The sequence below is a fragment of the Olleya sp. Ti.3.14 genome (assembly GCF_038154885.1).
Taxonomy (GTDB): Bacteria; Bacteroidota; Bacteroidia; order Flavobacteriales; family Flavobacteriaceae; genus Olleya.
Window position 1 is genome coordinate 331039 of sequence record NZ_JBAKAO010000001.1, and the last position, 20015, is coordinate 351053.

The 20015-nt window shown below is 31.5% G+C and carries 16 protein-coding genes; 7 read left to right on the forward strand and 9 right to left on the reverse strand.

What is annotated here, in order from left to right:
- Positions 1-13: 13 nt before the first annotated feature.
- From V6251_RS01540 to V6251_RS01550, 3 genes are read right to left on the reverse strand one after another with little or no spacing between them, the layout of a single operon-like run.
- Entirely contained in the window at positions 14-1300 is a 1287-nt protein-coding gene (locus V6251_RS01540) for a glycosyltransferase family 4 protein (protein ID WP_341586699.1), read from the reverse strand.
- A 36-nt stretch (positions 1301-1336) separates the two neighbouring features.
- Positions 1337-3775 carry a YfhO family protein gene (locus tag V6251_RS01545; protein WP_341586701.1) on the reverse strand — a complete coding sequence of 813 codons (2439 nt, stop codon included), beginning with the start codon at positions 3773-3775 and terminating at the stop codon, positions 1337-1339.
- A 30-nt stretch (positions 3776-3805) separates the two neighbouring features.
- Positions 3806-4057, reverse strand: a complete 252-nt coding sequence (locus V6251_RS01550) for a DUF4834 family protein (RefSeq protein ID WP_145001808.1) — start codon at positions 4055-4057, stop codon at positions 3806-3808.
- Positions 4058-4176: 119 nt separating this feature from the next.
- Here V6251_RS01550 and V6251_RS01555 point away from each other — a divergent pair, with 119 nt between their 5' ends.
- Entirely contained in the window at positions 4177-5238 is a 1062-nt protein-coding gene (locus V6251_RS01555; RefSeq protein ID WP_341586702.1) for a transporter, read from the forward strand.
- A 15-nt stretch (positions 5239-5253) separates the two neighbouring features.
- Positions 5254-6372, forward strand: coding sequence for a GTP cyclohydrolase (locus V6251_RS01560; protein WP_341586704.1), 1119 nt, complete (start codon positions 5254-5256; stop codon positions 6370-6372).
- Positions 6373-6569: 197 nt separating this feature from the next.
- On the opposite strand, the gene V6251_RS01565 is transcribed toward V6251_RS01560, so the two are convergent.
- The 3 genes from V6251_RS01565 to V6251_RS01575 all read right to left on the reverse strand — a co-directional run bounded on the left by V6251_RS01565 (position 6570) and on the right by V6251_RS01575 (position 11196).
- Positions 6570-7829, reverse strand: coding sequence for an aminotransferase class I/II-fold pyridoxal phosphate-dependent enzyme (locus tag V6251_RS01565; protein ID WP_341586706.1), 1260 nt, complete (start codon positions 7827-7829; stop codon positions 6570-6572).
- A 184-nt stretch (positions 7830-8013) separates the two neighbouring features.
- On the reverse strand, positions 8014-9054 hold the full coding sequence (locus V6251_RS01570; protein ID WP_145001812.1) for a PLP-dependent cysteine synthase family protein: 1041 nt from the start codon (positions 9052-9054) through the stop codon (positions 8014-8016).
- A gap of 72 nt (positions 9055-9126) precedes the next feature.
- Positions 9127-11196 (reverse strand): S9 family peptidase, encoded by a 2070-nt coding sequence (locus tag V6251_RS01575; RefSeq protein WP_445933610.1) that lies wholly within the window; start codon positions 11194-11196, stop codon positions 9127-9129.
- Between the two features lie 136 nt (positions 11197-11332).
- Between V6251_RS01575 and V6251_RS01580 the strand changes: the two genes are divergently transcribed.
- Positions 11333-11647: a YbaB/EbfC family nucleoid-associated protein gene (locus V6251_RS01580; RefSeq protein WP_292945011.1), complete on the forward strand. Its 315-nt coding sequence runs from the start codon at positions 11333-11335 to the stop codon at positions 11645-11647.
- Positions 11648-11721: 74 nt separating this feature from the next.
- Here V6251_RS01580 and V6251_RS01585 read toward each other — a convergent pair whose 3' ends face one another.
- Both V6251_RS01585 and V6251_RS01590 read right to left on the reverse strand, forming a co-directional pair.
- Positions 11722-13953, reverse strand: a complete 2232-nt coding sequence (locus V6251_RS01585) for an OmpA family protein (RefSeq protein ID WP_341586709.1) — start codon at positions 13951-13953, stop codon at positions 11722-11724.
- A 209-nt stretch (positions 13954-14162) separates the two neighbouring features.
- Positions 14163-15182, reverse strand: a complete 1020-nt coding sequence (locus V6251_RS01590; protein WP_341586710.1) for a threonine aldolase family protein — start codon at positions 15180-15182, stop codon at positions 14163-14165.
- Positions 15183-15282: 100 nt separating this feature from the next.
- On the opposite strand from V6251_RS01590, the gene prfB reads away from it, so the two are divergent.
- The 4 genes from prfB to V6251_RS01610 all read left to right on the forward strand — a co-directional run bounded on the left by prfB (position 15283) and on the right by V6251_RS01610 (position 19662).
- Positions 15283-16393 (forward strand): peptide chain release factor 2 gene (gene prfB, locus V6251_RS01595; protein WP_145001816.1). Its coding sequence is split into 2 segments (ribosomal slippage): positions 15283-15345 and positions 15347-16393, totalling 1110 coding nucleotides; the frame shifts between segments, so codons are not numbered across the junction.
- A gap of 2 nt (positions 16394-16395) precedes the next feature.
- A complete protein-coding gene (gene arsC, locus V6251_RS01600) occupies positions 16396-16737 on the forward strand; it encodes an arsenate reductase (glutaredoxin) (protein ID WP_145001817.1) in 342 nt (113 codons plus the stop codon).
- A 40-nt stretch (positions 16738-16777) separates the two neighbouring features.
- Positions 16778-17155 carry an arsenate reductase family protein gene (locus V6251_RS01605; protein WP_145001818.1) on the forward strand — a complete coding sequence of 126 codons (378 nt, stop codon included), beginning with the start codon at positions 16778-16780 and terminating at the stop codon, positions 17153-17155.
- A gap of 86 nt (positions 17156-17241) precedes the next feature.
- Entirely contained in the window at positions 17242-19662 is a 2421-nt protein-coding gene (locus V6251_RS01610; RefSeq protein ID WP_341586713.1) for an outer membrane beta-barrel family protein, read from the forward strand.
- Positions 19663-19809: 147 nt separating this feature from the next.
- On the opposite strand, the gene V6251_RS01615 is transcribed toward V6251_RS01610, so the two are convergent.
- A complete protein-coding gene (locus V6251_RS01615; RefSeq protein ID WP_162874834.1) occupies positions 19810-19983 on the reverse strand; it encodes a hypothetical protein in 174 nt (57 codons plus the stop codon).
- Positions 19984-20015 lie beyond the last annotated feature (32 nt).

The following is a 20015-nucleotide window of genomic DNA, read 5'->3' on the forward strand; positions in this document are numbered from 1 at the left end:
TACCATTTATATTTTAGGACTGATTAATCAAATCTGCTAACTTTTTTGTTAACTGTTGTCTTGAGTAACCTTGTAATCCTATTGGATTAGTCTTTAAATTATTTTCAGTGTAAGCTTTATAATACTGCTTAATACTATTTTTTAAAGCATCATAATCATCATAATTAAAAAATTGACCAGTATTAGTTTTTGTAATAATTGAAGCTACATCTGCTCCTTTTGGTCCAATTGCAACAATTGGTCTATTAGCAACCATATACTCAAACAATTTACCAGGAATAATTGCTTTTGTATCTTCCGAGTTTATTTCAATCAACAATAATAATTGTGATTTTTTTTGAAACTCAATAGCTTTATTGTGAGATACATATCCAACATAATTTAAACTACTACTTAAACCATGTGTTTTTATAGATTGTATAACATCTTTGCCTACTTCTCCAATTAAATTCAACTGAAAATCCTGTGCAAATCTAGCATCCTCAATCATCAATTCGCTAAGCACTTTCCAAAGTACTTCTGGATTTCGTTTAGATAATAACGACCCAATATGCGACAATGTAAACTTTTTATCTAAGGTATTTACAACTACTTTTTCGTTATCATAACCATTAGTAATTACATGGATAGGTTGACTTGTAATACCCTCAAATTCGGTTTTAGTACTTGGGCTAGTTACAATAATTTTGTCAGCACAATTAAGGACTTTTTTTTCTAATGCCTTATGTTTATTTTTTGAAGCCTTAGTTAATTTTAATTGCTTATGGTAACCTATTGTCGTCCAAGGATCTCTAAAATCTGCAATCCAATTGACACCATAGTTTTCTTTTAATTTTAAACCAATTAAATGTAAACTATGTGGTGGTCCAGACGTTATAATTGTATCAATATTAAAATCTAAAATGTAAGTAGATAAGTAGTTATACGACGGTTTTACCCAGTTTTTTCTGGCATCAGGAATAAAAAAATTACCTCTAACAAACAACATCAAACGCTCCATAAGGCTTTGTTTACTTTTTTCAGTAATAATCCCTTTACTAATGGTTTTACTTTTATTAGAAAACAATTGTGCCAATTTGTAAGGCTCCTTTATTGGTTGCTTAAGCACTGTAACACTTGGATTAACTTCACTTTGCAAGGTCGCATCTATAATTGGATAATTAGCATTGGATGGACAGTATACAACAGGCACTATATTAAAATCTGGTAAATATTTTACAAATTTTAACCAACGCTGTACACCTGGTCCTCCTGCAGGAGGCCAATAATACGTAATAATTAGCACCTTTTTTTTATCCATAATGTAACGCTTTCGCGGAAATTGAGCGTCGTGTGATTACTCCTCGCTAATCTTATTCATGCTTTTAACACCATAAATCAAACCTCCAAGCACTAATAATACCAATAAAATAGAACTAGCTAACGCGATCGTACTACCAGATTTAACAACATTAGGTTCAAACTTAAATTCAATAATATGTTTACCATTTGGCACCACTAAACCTCTTAACGCATAGTTTACTTTAACATGTGGTTTTAATACACCATCAATATAAGCATTCCATCCAGAACCATAATACATTTCTGAAAACACAACAAAACCATTATTACTGTTATTAGACTGATATTTAATATAATTAGGCTTGTAATCTAAAGTCTTTATTGAAGTTAAAGAATCCACAACAAACGTCTTAGGAAGATTAGTTTTATCAGAAACACCTTCAGAATAAATAGCTGTTTTTTTAGTATTTAATGTGTCTAGAGCTAAAATTTCTGCATCAGCAGAACTTACTTTTTTAGTGTTTTCTACAAACCAAGCATTACCATTAGCGTCGTTATTTACAAACGGAAACGGACTGCCATCTTCTCCTTGACCAATTATGTATTTCGCGTTAAGCATACTTAATACATTAATATTGTTTTTTGAGATATAAAATTCGTACAAATCTTGATATCTTTTTGGTTTTGCAGCGTGATAACCACCTAAAGCATTATGAAAATAGCTAGTTTTAGCTCCTCCAGACGTTAAGTCATACACGCGATAATTAGACTTATCCTTAAGTATCTCTAAATCTGCTTTATTTGGTTGATAAGGACGCTCCATTTGTAACTTAGATACAAAATCCTTGTTGTTAACGTAACGTTTATCTACGCTAACTAAATCTACTACAATTAATAATCCTAAAACGATAATAACTTTAGTTTCGTTAAGTTTCTTTTTCAAAAAGAAATAGATAACGCCTGCTGCTAATAAAACAAACAACAAGGTTCTAAGCGTATCTTGTGTAAAAAAGCTAGCTCTGTCTTCTCTTAAAGCATCCAAAAATGCTTGTCCATTACCTTCTCTAATACGTCCATCAATACCACCAACAAAATCGATTATTCCAACAGCTTTTCCTAATAAAAATAGGATTGCTAAACCTGCTGTAATAATAATTGTGTTTTTTAAAGCCTTAAGTTTTTCCTCGGTTTTAACAACAGCATTAAACAACCTAACAAGAGCAAAAACAGCTAAAACAGGAATGCATAATTCTAAAATTACTTGTATTGAGCTGACTGCTCTAAACTTATTATATAATGGTACATAGTTAATAAATAAATCTGTTAAGAATTCTAGATTTTTACCATAAGACAATAATAATGACAGTATAGTTCCTCCTACTAACCACCATTTTAAACGACCTTTGACTAAAAACAAGCCTAATACAAATAAAAATATTACAACTGCTCCAACATAAGCTGGTGCTTCTACTATCGTTTGGCTTCCCCAATATGTTGGTAGACCTTTAGTATATTCTCTAGCGTCTGCTGGTGGCACACCTTGATTAACAATGTATTTATACACTGCAGAATCTTCGCCTACATCCTCTCCGCTTCCACCACCTAAAAATCTAGGTACAAATAGGTTAAAAGTTTCTAGTTTACCATAACTATATTCTGTAATATATTCTTTACTTAAACCGTTTGTGTTTTCTCTTTTGGACCCATTGGCATTGATAGTTAACTCGCTTTTACCACGTGTACTCTCTTTAACATAATCTTGTGTAGCTAAAATATTAGTTGCATTTAAACCTATTGCCAAGATTACTGCAGCAAATAACACACCTACAGCTCTAAAAAAGTGAGGCAACATCTTTTTACGATAGGCATCTACCAAATAAGCGATACCTAAAACTAAGACTAACAACATTAAATAGTACGTCATTTGGTAGTGGTTAGCCACCAACTCTAAGCCCATAGCTATGGCTGTCAGGATAAAACCGTAAACATACTTACCTCTAAACGTTAGTATAATACCACTTAAAACTAATGGCATATAAGCTATTGCATGTGCTTTGCTATTATGTCCTACACCCAAAATTATGATTAGATAGGTAGAAAAACCAAATGCCAAAGCACCTAATCCTGCTAATTTCCAATCCACTTTTAAAACCAAAAGCAGTATATAAAATCCAGCAAAATAAAGAAATAAGTAATCAGCTGGTCGTGGTAAAAAACGCAACGACAGGTCTAACTTTTTAATATAATTGTGTGGGTATTTTGCTCCTAATTGGTAGGTTGGCATACCTCCAAATGCACTATTAGTCCAATAGGTTTCTTCTCCAGAATTAGTTTTAAAATCCTTTTGTTGTTTTGCCATTCCTGTGTAGTGAACAATATCACTTTGGTAAATGACTTTTCCTTGTAAAACAGGACTAAAATAGGCTAAAGAGCAAACAATAAATCCTACCAAAACTAAAAGATGAGGTAAGATTTTTTTAAAAGAAAATTGCATAAAAAGTTTTAAAAAGTATGAGGTTGAAAATTACTCAATTTCTTCGTAATCTACATACTCTCCTACATTTTTATTTGAAGATTTATTATTAGGCATTTTATCTATAGTTATCTCGCCTTCTTTTTGAGCTGGCTCTTGTCTTTGTTGGTTAAACGCACCTCCAAAACGCTCGGTTGCTTTTTTAGCTGCATATTTAAATAATGCAGGTGCAAACAAACGAGATAAGATTTTTAATCCGTAGTAAATTAATGCTATTATAAGTATGGTTCTTAATAAAGCCATGTTGAAATAAAAGTTAAATTATCAATACTTTAACAAAAATACAATTCTTGAGTTTTAAATTGAGTTTTAAATACTTAAAAAAAATATAAAATCTTATATTTGACTTTAAACAAAAATATATGCTTAACCCAAAATTAATTGTAACGTATATACTCTTATTAGCAAGTTTTACTGCTAATGCGCAATATACTGAAGTAATCAACTCTAACAGACCAGGTGTATCCAGAAGTGCTTTTGCAGTCGGAAAAAATGTGGCTCAGCTTGAGGTTGGACCTTATATGCTTAAAGAAGAGCATACACCATTAAAAAATGAAGCTTCAGGTTTTGGTATTGACTTTGCAGCGCGTTATGGTTTAGTTTGGGAAGAACTAGAATTAAATATAGAAGGTACTTACCAAAACGATACATTTACAGATAATCGTTCTACCTTATTTCCAATGGAAACTGATCGCGCTAATTTTAAATATTTAACATTAGGTGCAAAATACTTAGTGTACGATCCTTATAAAAAACGTGGTGAGGAGAAACCTAATATTTACAGCTATCATGCTAACAAAAAATTTAAGTGGAGTAATTTAATTCCGGCTGTAGCTGTATATGCTGGTGTAAACTATGATGCTAAAGATAATATTTATGTGCCTTATAGCAATCCGTTTTCAAGTCCAAATTACGAAGGCGGTTTTACACCTAAAGTGATGGTTGCAACACAAAACAACTTTAATAGTGGTTGGGTTTTAGTTATGAATTTTGCCAAAGACAGAATTGGTTCAGATTTTTCAGATTTTCAATACATTGTTACTTTAACCAAGTCCATTACTGACCAATGGGTTTTATTTGGAGAAACTCAAGGTATAAAAAGTGATTATTATGCAGACAATTTATTTAGATTTGGTGGAGCATATTTATGGAGTAAGGATTTTCAGTTAGATACTGCAATTACTTTTAACACAAAGGACACACCTTCGGTTTTTAGCTTTAACTTTGGCGCATCTTATCGTTTAGATTTCCATAAAGATCCTGAAGCTGATATAGATAATGGTACTGATGTACTTGAAGAATACGAAAGAAAAGCGAATAGAAAGAAAAATAAGAATAAAAAAGATAATGATTCTGACACACCAGAAGATTCAGGTAAACGAAAAAAAGAAACTCAAGAGATTGATTTCGATGATGAAAACTAACCCTTTCTTTTTTATATGATTACAACCAAAAAAGTAGTATCAAAAGCGGATTACAAAGCATTTGTTAAATTTCCTTTTGAAATATACAAAGACTCTAAATATTGGGTACCACCAATTATAAGTCAAGAATTAGCAACTTTTGATGCTAAAAAAAACCCTATTTTTAATGATGCCGAAGCAACATTGTTTTTAGCATATAAAGACAATAAAGTTGTTGGTCGTATCGCTGCCATAATAAATTGGCTTGAAGTGAAAGATCAAAACATAAAAAAAATGCGTTTTGGTTGGTTTGATTTTATAGACGACTTAGACGTTAGTAAAGCACTTTTGCAAGAAGTTTACACCATTGGTAATGCAAATAACCTACATTATACTGAAGGTCCTGTCGGTTTTTCTAACTTGGATAAAGTTGGAGTTATTACAGAGGGTTTTGATGCTATAGGTAACATGATCACATGGTATAATCACGCTTATTATGTAAATCATTATAAATCACATGGTTTTTCTGTTGAGAAAAAATATTCTGAAAGTCGTTTTCCTTTTAAAAACGTAAAACCTGAATTTTTCTACAAAGCACAGGAATTAATAAAAAGACGCTATCAGCTTAAAGCTTTAGACTTAAAAAAAACATCCGAAGTCATGCCTTATGCAGATCAAATGTTTGATTTATTTAATGAAAGCTACGCCTCACTATCTTCATTTGTTGCGATTACAGATATTCAAAAAGAATATTTTAAAAAGAAGTTTATAAGTTTTATTAATCCAGAATATATCAAATTTGTTATTGACAAAGACAACAAATTGGTAGCATTTGCTGTAGTTATGCCTAGATTTGCTGATGCATTACAACAAATGAAAGGTAAATTATTACCATTTGGATTTTTAAAATTATTAAAAGCTAAAAAAGAAAGCAAAGACGTTATGTTTTACTTGATAGGTGTCCATCCTGATTATCAAAATAAAGGTGTACATGCTGTTATTTTTAACGAATATTACAACACGTTTACTGAAAGAGGAATACAAACCTGTTATAGAACACCTGAATTAGAGGATAACGAAGCTATACATAAAATTTGGAAACACTTTGATCCAGAGGTATATATAAGACGTTGTACTTTTAAAAAAGAATTATAAATCATCAAGAGCTTACTATTAATAAATAAGCTCTTTTTTTATAATTATTATAAGCTATACTCTCTTAGCCTATATCATAACCTTTAAGAAATAACTATATTTAATCAAAGATGAATTATATAATGATACATATAATTATTAAAACAAAAAAAAATCCGATTCAAATGAATCGGATTTTTAACTAAATTTTATTTTTGTTACTCTCCCATTGCTTTCATTAAAGCAGCAGACATACGTTTGTAAGTACCGTTTTCTAAACGTTCTCTAATAGCATCAAAAGCATCTAAAGTTTCAGTCACATCTTGTAATGTATGCGTTGCAGTAGGAATCATACGTAAAAGTATTAATCCTTTTGGAATTACTGGATACACAACAATAGAGCAGAAAATACCATAGTTTTCTCTTAAATCTCTAACTAAAGCCATAGCTTCTGGAATACTTCCATTTAAATATACTGGAGTTACACAACTTTGTGTTGTCCCAATATCAAAACCTCTGTCTTTAAGTCCAGATTGTAACGCATCTACAATTTTCCATAAGTTTTCTTTTAACTCAGGCATTGTGCGTAACATATCTAAACGTTTTAATGCACCTACAACCAATTGCATTTGCAATGATTTAGCAAACATTTGCGAACGTAAATTATATTTTAAATAATCAATAATTTCTTGATCTGCAGCAATAAATGCACCTGTACTAGCTAAAGACTTAGCAAAAGTTGCAAAATACACATCAATATCATCTTGTACACCTTGCTCTTCTCCTGCTCCAGCACCAGTTTTACCTAAGGTACCAAAACCATGTGCATCATCTACAAACAGTCTAAAGTTATATTTTTTCTTTAAAGCAACAATTTCTTTTAAGCGTCCTTGCTCACCTCTCATACCAAATACACCTTCAGAGATCACTAAGATTCCTCCTCCAGTTTGTTCTGCCATTTTAGTAGCACGACCTAAGTTTTTCTCTAAACTTTCAATATCGTTATGCTTATAAGTAAATCGTTTTCCGTGGTGTAATCTTACACCATCAATTATACAAGCATGTGCATCCACATCATACACAATAATATCATCTTTACCAACTAAGGCATCTACGGTAGACACCATACCTTGGTAACCAAAGTTTAATAAGTAAGCTGCTTCTTTATGTACAAACTCAGCAAGTTCGTTTTGTAGTTGCTCGTGTAAATTTGTGTGACCAGACATCATACGTGCTCCCATTGGATAAGCAGATCCGTATTGTGCTGCAGCTTCTGCATCAACCTTACGGACTTCAGGATGGTTAGCAAGACCTAAGTAGTCATTGATACTCCATGTAATTACATCTTTTCCTTGAAATTTCATACGATTAGAAATTTCACCTTCCAATTTAGGAAACACAAAGTAACCTTCTGCTTGTGCAGCCCATTTACCTAGTGGTCCTTTATCTTTGTATATTTTTTCAAATAAATCTTTCATTGTAAAACGCGATTTTTAAGCTACTATTGTTAGATATATTAGCTTAAGCTATTAAAATTTAGTTAGATGCTACAAAATTATGCATTTTTATTATACGTGCATAACAAATAACCTATGTATTATTAACAAAAAAAGTTAATCTTAAAACAACTAAGATTAACTAATCTGTCTATTATTTAATTATTTACTTAATATATTGAATACTTTGCGCAGCCTCTTCATTTTTACTATCAAAAAAGCCTTGATCACTCATCCATTTGTCACTGTAAATCTTACTCATGTATCTAGAACCATGGTCAGGAAAAATAACAACAACATTATCTGTATCCTTAAAAGTGTTAGATTCATTAAGTTGTTTTAAGGCTTGCATTGCAGCACCAGATGTGTAGCCAACAAACAACCCTTCGGTTTGTGCTAACTCTCTAGCAGTATGTGCGCTTTCTTCATCTGTGACCTTAATAAACTCATCTATTGTATCAAAATCTGTAGCAGTAGGAATTAAATTTTTTCCTAAACCTTCAATTCTGTATGGATAAATTTCTTTATCGTCAAACTCTCTAGTTTCGTGATATTTTTTTAATACCGAACCATAAGCATCAACACCAATAACCTTAATGTTTGGATTTTGCTCTTTTAAATACTTTGCTGTTCCAGAAATTGTTCCTCCTGTACCACTACATGCAACTAAATGCGTTATTTTACCTTCTGTTTGGTTCCATATTTCTGGTCCAGTAGAATTGTAATGTGCATCAATATTTAGTTGATTAAAGTATTGATTAATATAAACAGATCCTTTAATTTCTTCGTGTAATCGTTTTGCTACTTGATAATAACTTCTTGGATCATCTGCACTAACGTTTGCTGGACAAACATATACTTTAGCTCCCATGTTTTTTAACATGTCAATCTTATCTGCTGAAGATTTTGAACTAACTGCCAAGATGCAATCATAACCTTTAATTACACTAACCATTGCAATACTAAATCCTGTATTACCTGATGTAGTTTCAATTATTGTATCTCCTGGTTTAAGTATACCTTGCTTTTCTGCTTGCTCTAAAATGTATAAAGCGATTCTATCTTTTGATGAATGACCTGGATTAAAGGCTTCAACCTTTGCTAGATAATTCCCTTTAAAACCTGAAGTGATTTTTTTTAGTTTTATCATTGGTGTATTACCTATTAGGTCTAATACACTATCAAAAACTTGTTTATTTTGTTCCATAAATGCTATTTAAAAGCTACTTATTTTGAGTTTTGAAACTCAAAACCTCGCAAAAATAAGCATTTTTTTTGATTATTTATTGATTCCTTCCAATTCGAATAAAAATACATATTCTAAAGCGACTTCCTTTAATGCTTCAAAACGCCCAGAAGCACCACCATGTCCTGCATCCATGTCTGTTTTAAGTAGTAAAATATTTTTATCTAATTTACAGTCTCTTAATTTAGCTACCCATTTTGCTGGTTCCCAATATTGCACTTGTGAATCGTGAAGACCTGTAGTTACTAGCATATTAGGATATGCTTGAGGTGTCACATTATCATATGGCGAATATGACTTCATGTAATTATAAAAATCTTCTTCATTTGGATTTCCCCATTCGTCATATTCTCCTGTAGTTAACGGTATGCTATCATCCAACATTGTAGTTACAACGTCTACAAAAGGTACTGCAGCAATAACACCATTGTATAATTCTGGATTCATATTAATTATTGCTCCCATTAATAATCCTCCTGCACTTCCACCCATTGCATAAAGGTGTTGACTAGAGGTATATTTGTTTTCAATTAAAAATTTAGAACAATCTATAAAATCTGTAAATGTATTTAATTTGGATTTTAGTTTTCCGTCTTCGTACCAAGGACGTCCTAAATACTCGCTACCTCTAATATGAGCAATTACATAGATAAAACCTCTGTCTAATAAGCTAAGTCGTATTGAAGAGAAATAAGGGTCTATTGTTGCTCCATATGAGCCATATGCATATTGTAACAAAGGACTATTTCCGTCAAGTTTTGTTCCTTTTTTATACACTACAGACATTGGTACTTTAACACCATCTCTTGCTGTTGCCCAAATCCTGTGTGATATATAATTGTCTTTATTAAATGAATCATCTAATACTTGCTGCTCTTTTTTTACCGTTTTTGTTTTAGTCTTTAAATCATAATCGATTATCGAGCTTGGTGTTGTTAATGAATTAAAAGAGTATCTTAAATAGATGCTATCAAAATCTGGATTATTCCCTATATCTGCTGTGTATGTTTCACTTTCAAAATCTAAATAATAGTCTTCTTTACCATCCCAACTAATAATTCTTAACTGATTTAAACCATTTTCTCGTTCGTTTACAATTAAATAGTCTTTAAAAATCTCTATATCTTCTAGCAAAACATCTTTACGATGCGGAATAACATCTTCCCAATTAGCCTTATCTGTATTGGTTTCGGCTACTTTTTGAAGTTTAAAGTTGGTTGCTTCATCCTTATTTGTAATGATGTAAAAATTATCTTGATAGTGCGCTATTGAATATTCAAGGTTTCTTTCGCGCTCTTGAAAAATTTTAAATTCACCATCAGGTGTATTGGCATCTAAAAACCTATATTCTGTAGTTTGCGTACTTGAACTACCAATTACTAAATACTTTTTAGATTTAGTTTTATACACAAATGTATTAAAGGTATCATCCTCTTCATGAAAAACGATAGTATCTTCAACACTATTTTGACCTAGTTTATGCTTATATATTTTATCCGATCGTAAAGTAACTTCGTCTTTTTTGGAATAAAAAAGTGTTTTGTTATCATTAGCCCAAGTCGAGCTTCCTGTGGTATTTTCTATTTTATCCTCAAAAACTTCATTTGTAACTAAGTTTTTAATAAACAATGTGTATTGTCGTCTACTAACAGTATCAATAGAATAGCTTACTAATGTGTTATCTGGACTTATTGAGATACCACCTAGTTTAAAATAGCTATAGCCTTTAGCCATTTTATTACAATCAAAAAGAATTTCTTCTTCAGCGTCAAGATTATCTTTTTTTCTAGTGTAAATTGGGTAATCCTTTCCAATTTCGTATCTAGTTATATACCAATACCCATTTAATTTGTAAGGTACACTTTGATCATCTTCCTTTACTCTAGATTTCATCTCTTCAAATAAAGACTTTTGAAAAGTTTCTGTATGTTTTAAAACAGACTCAGTATATGTATTTTCAGCATTTAGATAATCTAAAACCTCTTGGTCCTCTCTTTGGTTTAACCAAAAGTAATTATCTACTCTAACATCATTATGTATACTAAGTTTTTTTTCTATTTTTTTTGCAATAGGTGCAGAAACGTTAGTGCTAACTTTCATCATTTTAAATCTTATTTTTCTGAAGAGCACAAATGTAAAACTTAAAATTAGTTTGAATTATACTTTATTGATATTTAATTGCACTTAATATTTACTTATATTTAATAAATTTGCAGGATTAACTTTAAAATCAAATAAAATGTTTGGAGATTTAATGGGTAAATTAAAAGAAACCCAAGAAAAAGTAGAGGCTACAAAAAAAAGGATGGATACCGTTTTAATTGACGAAAAAAGTACAGACGATTTACTTAAAGTAACATTGACTGCCAATCGCGAAATTAAATCTATTACAATTGATGATGCTTTATTAGAAGATAAAGAACAATTGGAAGATTATTTAATTTTAGTACTTAATAAAGCTATTACTAAAGCTACTAACGTAAATGAAGCTGAAGTTGCTGCTGTCGCTAAAGACGGAATGCCTAACATTCCAGGAATGGATATGTTTAAATAATTTATTTTATACAAAGTAAAAAAGGAAGCCAAATTGGCTTCCTTTTTTTATTTATGAAAAGTATTTACTAAATATTATTCAGCATCGATAACTCTAAATTGAGTACGTCTGTTTGCTAAATGCTCTCTTTCTGTACAAGATACACCATCAGAACATCTGTTAGTTAATCTAGTTTCACCAAATCCATTAGATACAATTCTTGAAGAATTGATTCCTTTAGAGATTAAGTAGTTAGTTACAGCTTGAGCTCTTCTTTCTGATAAAGACCTGTTAGACTCTTTAGAACCTCTTGAATCTGTATGAGAAGCAATCTCTACTGATACACCATTTTGTAAAACTGGTAATAATTTAGCATCGATTTCTCTTTTTGAAGCTGCTGTTAAAGTTGCAGAACCTAATTCCCAGTTTACATTAAGATCATTATAAGCTACTAACTTACAATCTACTTCTGCCCAAGATGTTAATCCACCTTTAGTTTGTAGTACTTCTTTAGTTACAGTTTTGTTAACCGCAGGAACAGTTACTTCTTCTACTCTAGCATCACTAGCTAAAACCGTTTTCTTGTACGTAGCAGTTTTTTGAGGCACTTCAATAACTCTTGTTGTTGGAGGTGTTACCATTACTGTACGCTTCATTGTAGTAGACGTTGAAGGAATATCAACAACTCTTGTAGATTCTGGAGTTATAACAGTTTTTCTGATTGTAGTCATTTTTGCTGGTACATCCGTCGCTCTTGTTGTAGGAGGTGTAGCCATTACTGTACGCTTCATAGTAGCAGTAACCTCTGGAATAGCTGTTACTCTTGTTGTAGCTGGTTCTAAGACCACAGTACGCTTCATTGTTTTGGTTACAGCAGGAATTTCAATAACTCTTGTTGTTGGAGGTGTTACCATTACTGTTCTCTTAACTTCATTCGTTACAGCAGGAATAGTAATAACTTTTGAAGTTGGAGGAGTTACCATTACAGTTCTCTTAACTTCTTTAGTTACAGCAGGAATATCAATAACTCTTGTAGTTGCTGGAGATACTAAAACTGTTTTTTTGATTGTTTTAGTAATAGCAGGAATATCAATAACTCTTGTTGTAGGAGGTGTTGTCATTACAGTCTTTTTAACTGTTTTAGTTACAGCAGGAATATCAATAACTCTTGTTGTTGCAGGCGTTTGAACTACACGTCTAGTGTAAGTACCCATACCACAATCTTCAGCATTGTTCTCACCTTGATCACATCCTGGCTTAGTAATTACTTGTGCATCAGTAGCTAATTCTGTAGTGTTAACTGTTATGTTTTGTGCTGGTATATTTTTGTAACACCAGTATCTACAATCGTTAGGATCGTTTGATTGACAATCAACAGCTGGAGTATCACTCATTCCCCATTTAGCTGTTGCAGGCTTAACTTCGATAGTTTGGTAACCAGAAGTAAACTTAGCAGGTACTACAGATAAAGTAGAACCAAATTGTTGTTTCTTATAAGATAATGTTTCAGTTCCCCATTTTGCAGGTATAACTTCTAAACGTTGGCTAGCATTTTGTACTACAACTTCAAAACTTTCAGATCCATATTGAGCAGGAACTATCTCTACTCTAGAAGATGCAGGTTGTACAACAACTTCAACATTTTCAGTTGTCCATTTAGCAGGAACAACTTCTAAACGTTGACCTCCAGAATTTACAACAACAGTTTCTGTTCTTGTTTCATATTGTGCTGGTACAGTTTCTAACTTAGTGTAAGCAGCTTGTACTACTACAGTTTCTGTTCTTGTTTCGTATTGAGCTGGTACAACTTCTAAACGTTGACTAGCTTCTTGAACAACAACTTCAAAACTTTCAGATCCTAGCTTAGCTGGAATAACTGATAAAGATTGTGCAGCATCATTAGATACGATTTGAAAATTCTCTGTAGCATATTTTGCAGGTACTACTGATAATTCTTGATAACCTGGTTGAGTCATCATCTCTTCTGTAGTAGTATCTGTAGATCCAGCAACTTTCTCTAATCTCTGAGAAGCTTCTTGCGTCACTACTTCAAAAGATTGAGTTTCGTATTGTGCAGGTACTACAGATAATTCTTGTCCTGCAGACTGTACAACAAACTCCTCATTCTCTGTTCTGTATTGAGCAGGAACAACTTTTAGCTTCTTGTACGCAGGAGCAACTTGTACTGTTACATCTTGGTTAACCCATACATCTGGAGTCACACAACGTTTGTAACATTTTCCTGGTTCAGGATTTGTTGGTAAATCTTGTGCGAATGCAATGGTGCAGACTACAAAAGATAAAAATGTTAGTAATACTTTTTTCATTTTTAATAATTTAAATGGTTATTTGATAAATATATAGCCGAACTAATAACGACTGTTCACTAATTTCAAGCAAAAAAAATACATATCAAACTATTATTACTTTTAATTCTTAAAATTTAGTTAAAATTCGCCAAAGAGCAAATAAAAGCGTTAAACAACAATTGTTTTTTAACATATATTAAATCAAAAAAATTACTAAAAAATAAATTTTACAATTTACTTATCACTTCTAACACTCTATCGTGCTGATTATCATCATAATTAAAATGCGTTACCAATCTTAACTTATTGCTTCCCATTCCAATTATCTTAATATTCTTGTCAGAAAGTGCTTCCAAAAATATTTTTTCTGAATATTTATCATTAAGCTCAAAAATTACAATGTTTGTTTCAACAGGTTCTACCTTTTTAACAAATGAAGATTTGGTTAATGCAACTTCTAATTCAATTGCTTTTTTATGGTCTTCAGCTAATCTTTCAATATTATTTTCTAGAGCATATAATCCTGCTGCTGCTAAAAAACCACCTTGTCTCATTCCACCACCTAAAATTTTTCTAATTCTAATTGCATTACTCATTATAGTTTCATCTCCAACCAAAACAGATCCTATTGGACACCCTAATCCTTTACTTAAACAAACCGAAATAGTATCAAATGCTTCTCCATATTGTAAAGTCGTTTCGTTTTTAGCAACTAAGGCATTCCAAAGCCTTGCTCCATCAAGATGAAAGCCTAAGTTATGATCCTTACAGACTTGTTTTATCTTTAAAATTTCATTAAAATCCCAACACGCTCCACCTCCTTTATTGGTTGTATTTTCAATTTCGACTAAAGTTGTTAACGGACTATGGTAAAAATCGGGTGGATTAATGGCTTCAGTCACTTGTTTTGCAGTAAACATACCTTGTGTACCATCTAATAAATTACAAGATACACCACTATTAAAAGAGGCTCCTCCACCTTCATAATTATAAATATGTGCATACTTATCGCAAATAACTTGGTCGCCTGGATTAGTATGTAATTTGATGGCTGTTTGATTAGCCATAGTACCACTAGGAAAAAATAAGGCATGAGACTTGCCAAATAACTTAGCAATTTTATCCTCAAGAGCATTTATGGTTTCATCTTCCTTATATACGTCATCTCCTACTTGTGCAGATAACATTGCTTCCAACATTTCTGGACTAGGTTTAGTTACTGTATCGCTTCTTAAATCTATAGTCATATTAAATATTTTATTACAGTATAAAACTATTAAAAATTGTTGGCAAATATTTTTAAATGTTAGTAATAATTCTATTTTTGTTGTAAACCAAAATTAATATATGATCACTTTAGAGAATATAAAAGATCTTAATACTCGCCTGACATCATTAAGGCAATATCTTTGACATTGATGCTAAGCTAATTGCGCTTCAAAATGAAGAAGAGCAAACTTTTGATCCCAGTTTTTGGAACGATTCTAAAAGTGCAGAATTGGTAATGAAATCCATCCGAGAAAAGAAAAAGTGGATCAATGATTACAACCAATCAAAAGTTTTAATTGAAGATTTAGAAGTTATTTTTGAATTTTTTAAAGAAAACGAAGCTACATTGGCAGATGTAGAAGATCGATATACCAAAGCACTAACTTTAATTGAAGATTTAGAATTTAGAAACATGTTATCTGAAGAAGGTGACAGTCTAAGTGCTGTATTACAAATTACAGCTGGAGCTGGAGGAACAGAAAGTTGCGATTGGGCTAATATGTTAATGCGTATGTATTTAATGTATGCCGAAAAAAATGGTTTTAAAGTAAAAGAACTAAATTTTCAAGAAGGTGATGTTGCAGGAATAAAAACAGTAACCCTTGAGATTGAAGGAGACCATGCATTTGGATGGTTAAAAGGTGAAAATGGAGTGCACAGATTGGTGCGCATATCTCCTTTTGATAGTAATGCAAAACGACATACTAGTTTTGCTTCAGTTTATGTATATCCTTTAGTTGATGATACTATTGAAATTGAAATAAATCCAGCAGATATAGAAATTACAACTGCTAGATCAAGTGGTGCAGGTGGACAAAACGTTAATAAGGTTGAAACCAAAGTACAATTAACGCACAAACCCTCTGGTATACAAATTTCTTGCTCAGAGACTAGATCACAACACGATAATAGGTCTAGAGCTATGCAAATGCTAAAATCGCAATTGTATGAAATTGAATTGCAAAAACAATTAGCACAACGCGAAGATATTGAAGCTGGTAAAATGAAAATTGAATGGGGAAGTCAAATCCGTAATTACGTGTTACATCCTTACAAATTAATAAAAGATGTTAGAAGTGGTCACGAAACAGGTAATGTTGACGCTGTTTTAGACGGTAACATCGAGCCCTTTTTAAAAGCCTATTTAATGATGATGGGACAACAAGAAGTAGATAACGAAAACCTTTAAAAATGATTAAAATTTATCATAATCCAAGATGTAGTAAATCTAGACAAGGATTACAATTATTAGAAGATTCTAATAAAAAATTTGAAGTTATTAAGTACCTAGAAACCCCTTTAACAGAAAAAGAATTAAAGGAAATCTTATCACTTCTAAAAATAAAACCAATAGATTTAGTTAGAAAAAACGAAGCTATTTGGAAAGAAAACTACAAAAACAAAACCTTAACAGATGCCCAAGTAATAGAGGCTTTAATTAATAACCCTAAATTAATTGAAAGACCAATCGTTACTAATAACGACAAAGCTGTTATAGGTCGACCAACAGAGTTAATCTCTAGCATTTTATAGTATAAAATTATTAATAGCAACCAAAATTTCCCTTAAACTAATGATAGTAATATATCACAATCCTGAGTCTTCAGACTCAAACGCTTGCTTAAAAATACTTGAAACACATAAACACGATCACGAGGTCATAAAATATCAAGATAAGCCATTAGATAAAATTAAACTTGTTAAAATAATTAACATACTTAACATTAAACCTGAAGAACTTATTAGAAAAGAAAGTAAAATTTGGGTAGAAAACTTTAAACATTTAGAAGATGATGGTCACCTGTTTAATGATGACAGCTTGATAGATATAATGATTGAGTATCAAGACCTTATTGAAAGACCAATAGTCATAAATGGCGAAAAAGCTGTAATAGGAAAACCTGCAAAACGTATTTTTGATATCATACCGCAGCAAAAAGCAACACTATAATTACTCGTTTTTTATTTAACAAACCTTTAACCAAACCTACTTAAACCTATCGGTATTTTTGCGGTCATACTAAGAAAACCAAACTTATGACTAAAAAAATTATTTCATTTTGCGTACTAATTTTATGCCTGAATCTTGCGTTGGCACAAAATAATGATCAAAAAATGGTAACTATTAAAGGAAAAATACTTGAAAAAGATACCAATGCACCTTTAGAGTATGCCACTGTAGTATTTAAAAACACAACTAATCCAGCAGATCTTTCTGGAGGTATTACTGATGCATCTGGTAATTATTCAATCGAAATTAAATCAGGAACCTACAATGTTAGTTTTGAGTATATTGGTTTTAAAACCGAAGTTTTACCAAACAAATCCATAACAGATAATCAAACCTTTAAAACGCAATACTTATCTATTGATGCTGAAGCTTTAGATGAAATTGAAATTATTGCTGAAAAGACAACAGTTGAAATTAGACTGGATAAAAAAATATACAACGTAGGAAAAGATTTAACTGTACGTGGTGGAACCGTAAGTGATGTTTTAGACAACGTACCATCAGTATCTGTTGATGTTGAAGGTAATGTTGCTTTACGCGGAAATGATAACGTACGTATCCTTATTAACGGTAAACCATCAGGATTAGTTGGATTAAATTCTACCGATGCATTAAGACAATTACCAGCCGAATCTATTGAAAAAGTTGAAGTTATTACTTCGCCTTCTGCTAGATATGAATCCGAAGGAACAGCAGGTATACTTAATATCATCTTAAAAAGAAGTAAGTTAGAAGGTTTAAATGGTGCCATCACAACTAATGTTGGTTACAATCCTTCAGCAGGAATTAACGGAAATATAAATTACAGAACAGGAGATATTAACATCTTTAATACTACTGGTTACAGCTACAGAGAAGCTCCAGGAAACTCTTTCTCTTCTACTCAATATAATTCAACCGGAAACTTTTTAGACGAAACAAATACTTTTGATCGTATTAGAAAAGGTCTTACTACAAATTTTGGTGTAGAATGGTATGTAAATGATTCTGCTTCATTAACAACATCTGTTTTGTACAGAGATAGTGATGATGAAAACAACACGACCAACCTATTAGAACAATTTGACACAAACCGGAACTTGCTGTCTACAACCGTTAGATTAGATCCAGAGTTTGAAGAAGACAAAACAATACAATACGCTTTAAATTTTCAAAAAAATTATAGCGATAGTGGACACGTTTTAACTTTTGATTTTCAATATGAAGATAGCTCAGAAAACGAAAACTCATTAGTACAAGTAGATAATGTAATATCAGAACGTGTTGCAACTTTAGAAGATCAACAACAAATTTTATTGCAAACAGATTACGTTTTACCTATTGGTGAAAATAGCCAATTTGAAGCAGGTTATAGAGGTAATTTTAACACCACATCTACAGACTTTCAAGTAGAGTTATTAGATACAGACACAAATCAATTTGAATTAAGTACAGATCTTACTAACCTTTTAAACTTTAAAGAATATCTTAATGCTGTATACACACAATATGGTACAAAAATTAATAAGTTTTCATTTTTATTAGGTCTTCGTTTAGAAAACACACAGTTAACTATTGATCAACCAACAACAGGAGATTACAACAAAAGAAACTTTACAGGATTATTCCCTACCGTTAATCTTAATTACGAGTTTAGTGATAGAGAAAATTTAACTTTAGGTTACGCAAGACGTTTAAGACGTCCTCGTGGATTTTTCTTAAATCCTTTTCCTTCTAGATCAAGTGTAACTAATTATTTTCAAGGTAATCCTGGTTTAAACCCAAGTTACTCTGGTCAATTTGACTTAGGTTACTTAAAACGTTTTGGAAAATTTACATTTAACTCGTCATTATATTATGCACACGCTACAGACGTATTTAATTTTGTAAGTTTTGATACAGGAGATACTGCTATAGTAAATGGAGAGTCGTTACCTATCATACAACGTACACCTATTAATTTAGCAACAGAAGACAGGTATGGTTTTGAGTTTACACTAACTTACAATCCATCTAGAAATTGGAGAGTTAATGGTAACTTCAACTTTTTTCAAAACGACACAAAAGGAACAACTCCAAACGGATTATCTTTAGACAATACAAACAACAGCTGGTTTGCACGTATTAATAATAAATACACATTACCAGGAGAAATTGATTGGCAAACTAATTTAAATTATAGAGGTCCAAGTGAAGATGCCCAAACTAAATCTGAAGGTATATTTACAACAACAATGGCTTTTAGTAAAGATTTATTTGGAGATAGTGCTTCTATAGCCTTTAACGTTAATGATTTATTTAATAGTAGAAAACGTCAACAAAACACTACTACTCCAACTTTTGATGCTTACAGCGAGTTTCAATGGAGAGAGCGTAGTTTTAACTTAGCCTTTACATACAGATTTAACCAGAAGAAAAAACGTGTAGAACGTGGAAGCTATGGTGGAGACGATGATTTTGAAGGATAGTATATAATACTTTTACAAAAATAAAAATGTTGCTAATAATTATTAGCAACATTTTTTTTGATTGAGTAATTAGTATCTAAAATAGATTGTAAAAACAAAAAAGGGAAACTCGTTAGAATTTCCCTTTTTTTATATAATTGATTAAAATTAAGCGTTACGCTTAGCTTTTTTCTCTTCTTTAATCTCGTTTAAACGCTCTATTAAACTTCCTCCAATCCAATAAGGAACTACAAAAGTTATTAAAAATATCATTAACCAAAACCCTATGGTTAAGATAGTTAAAAATGCTAAAAAGCCTAAATATTGGTCAAATTCGAACATAATGTGTTTAATTTCTAGTTTATTATTAATGC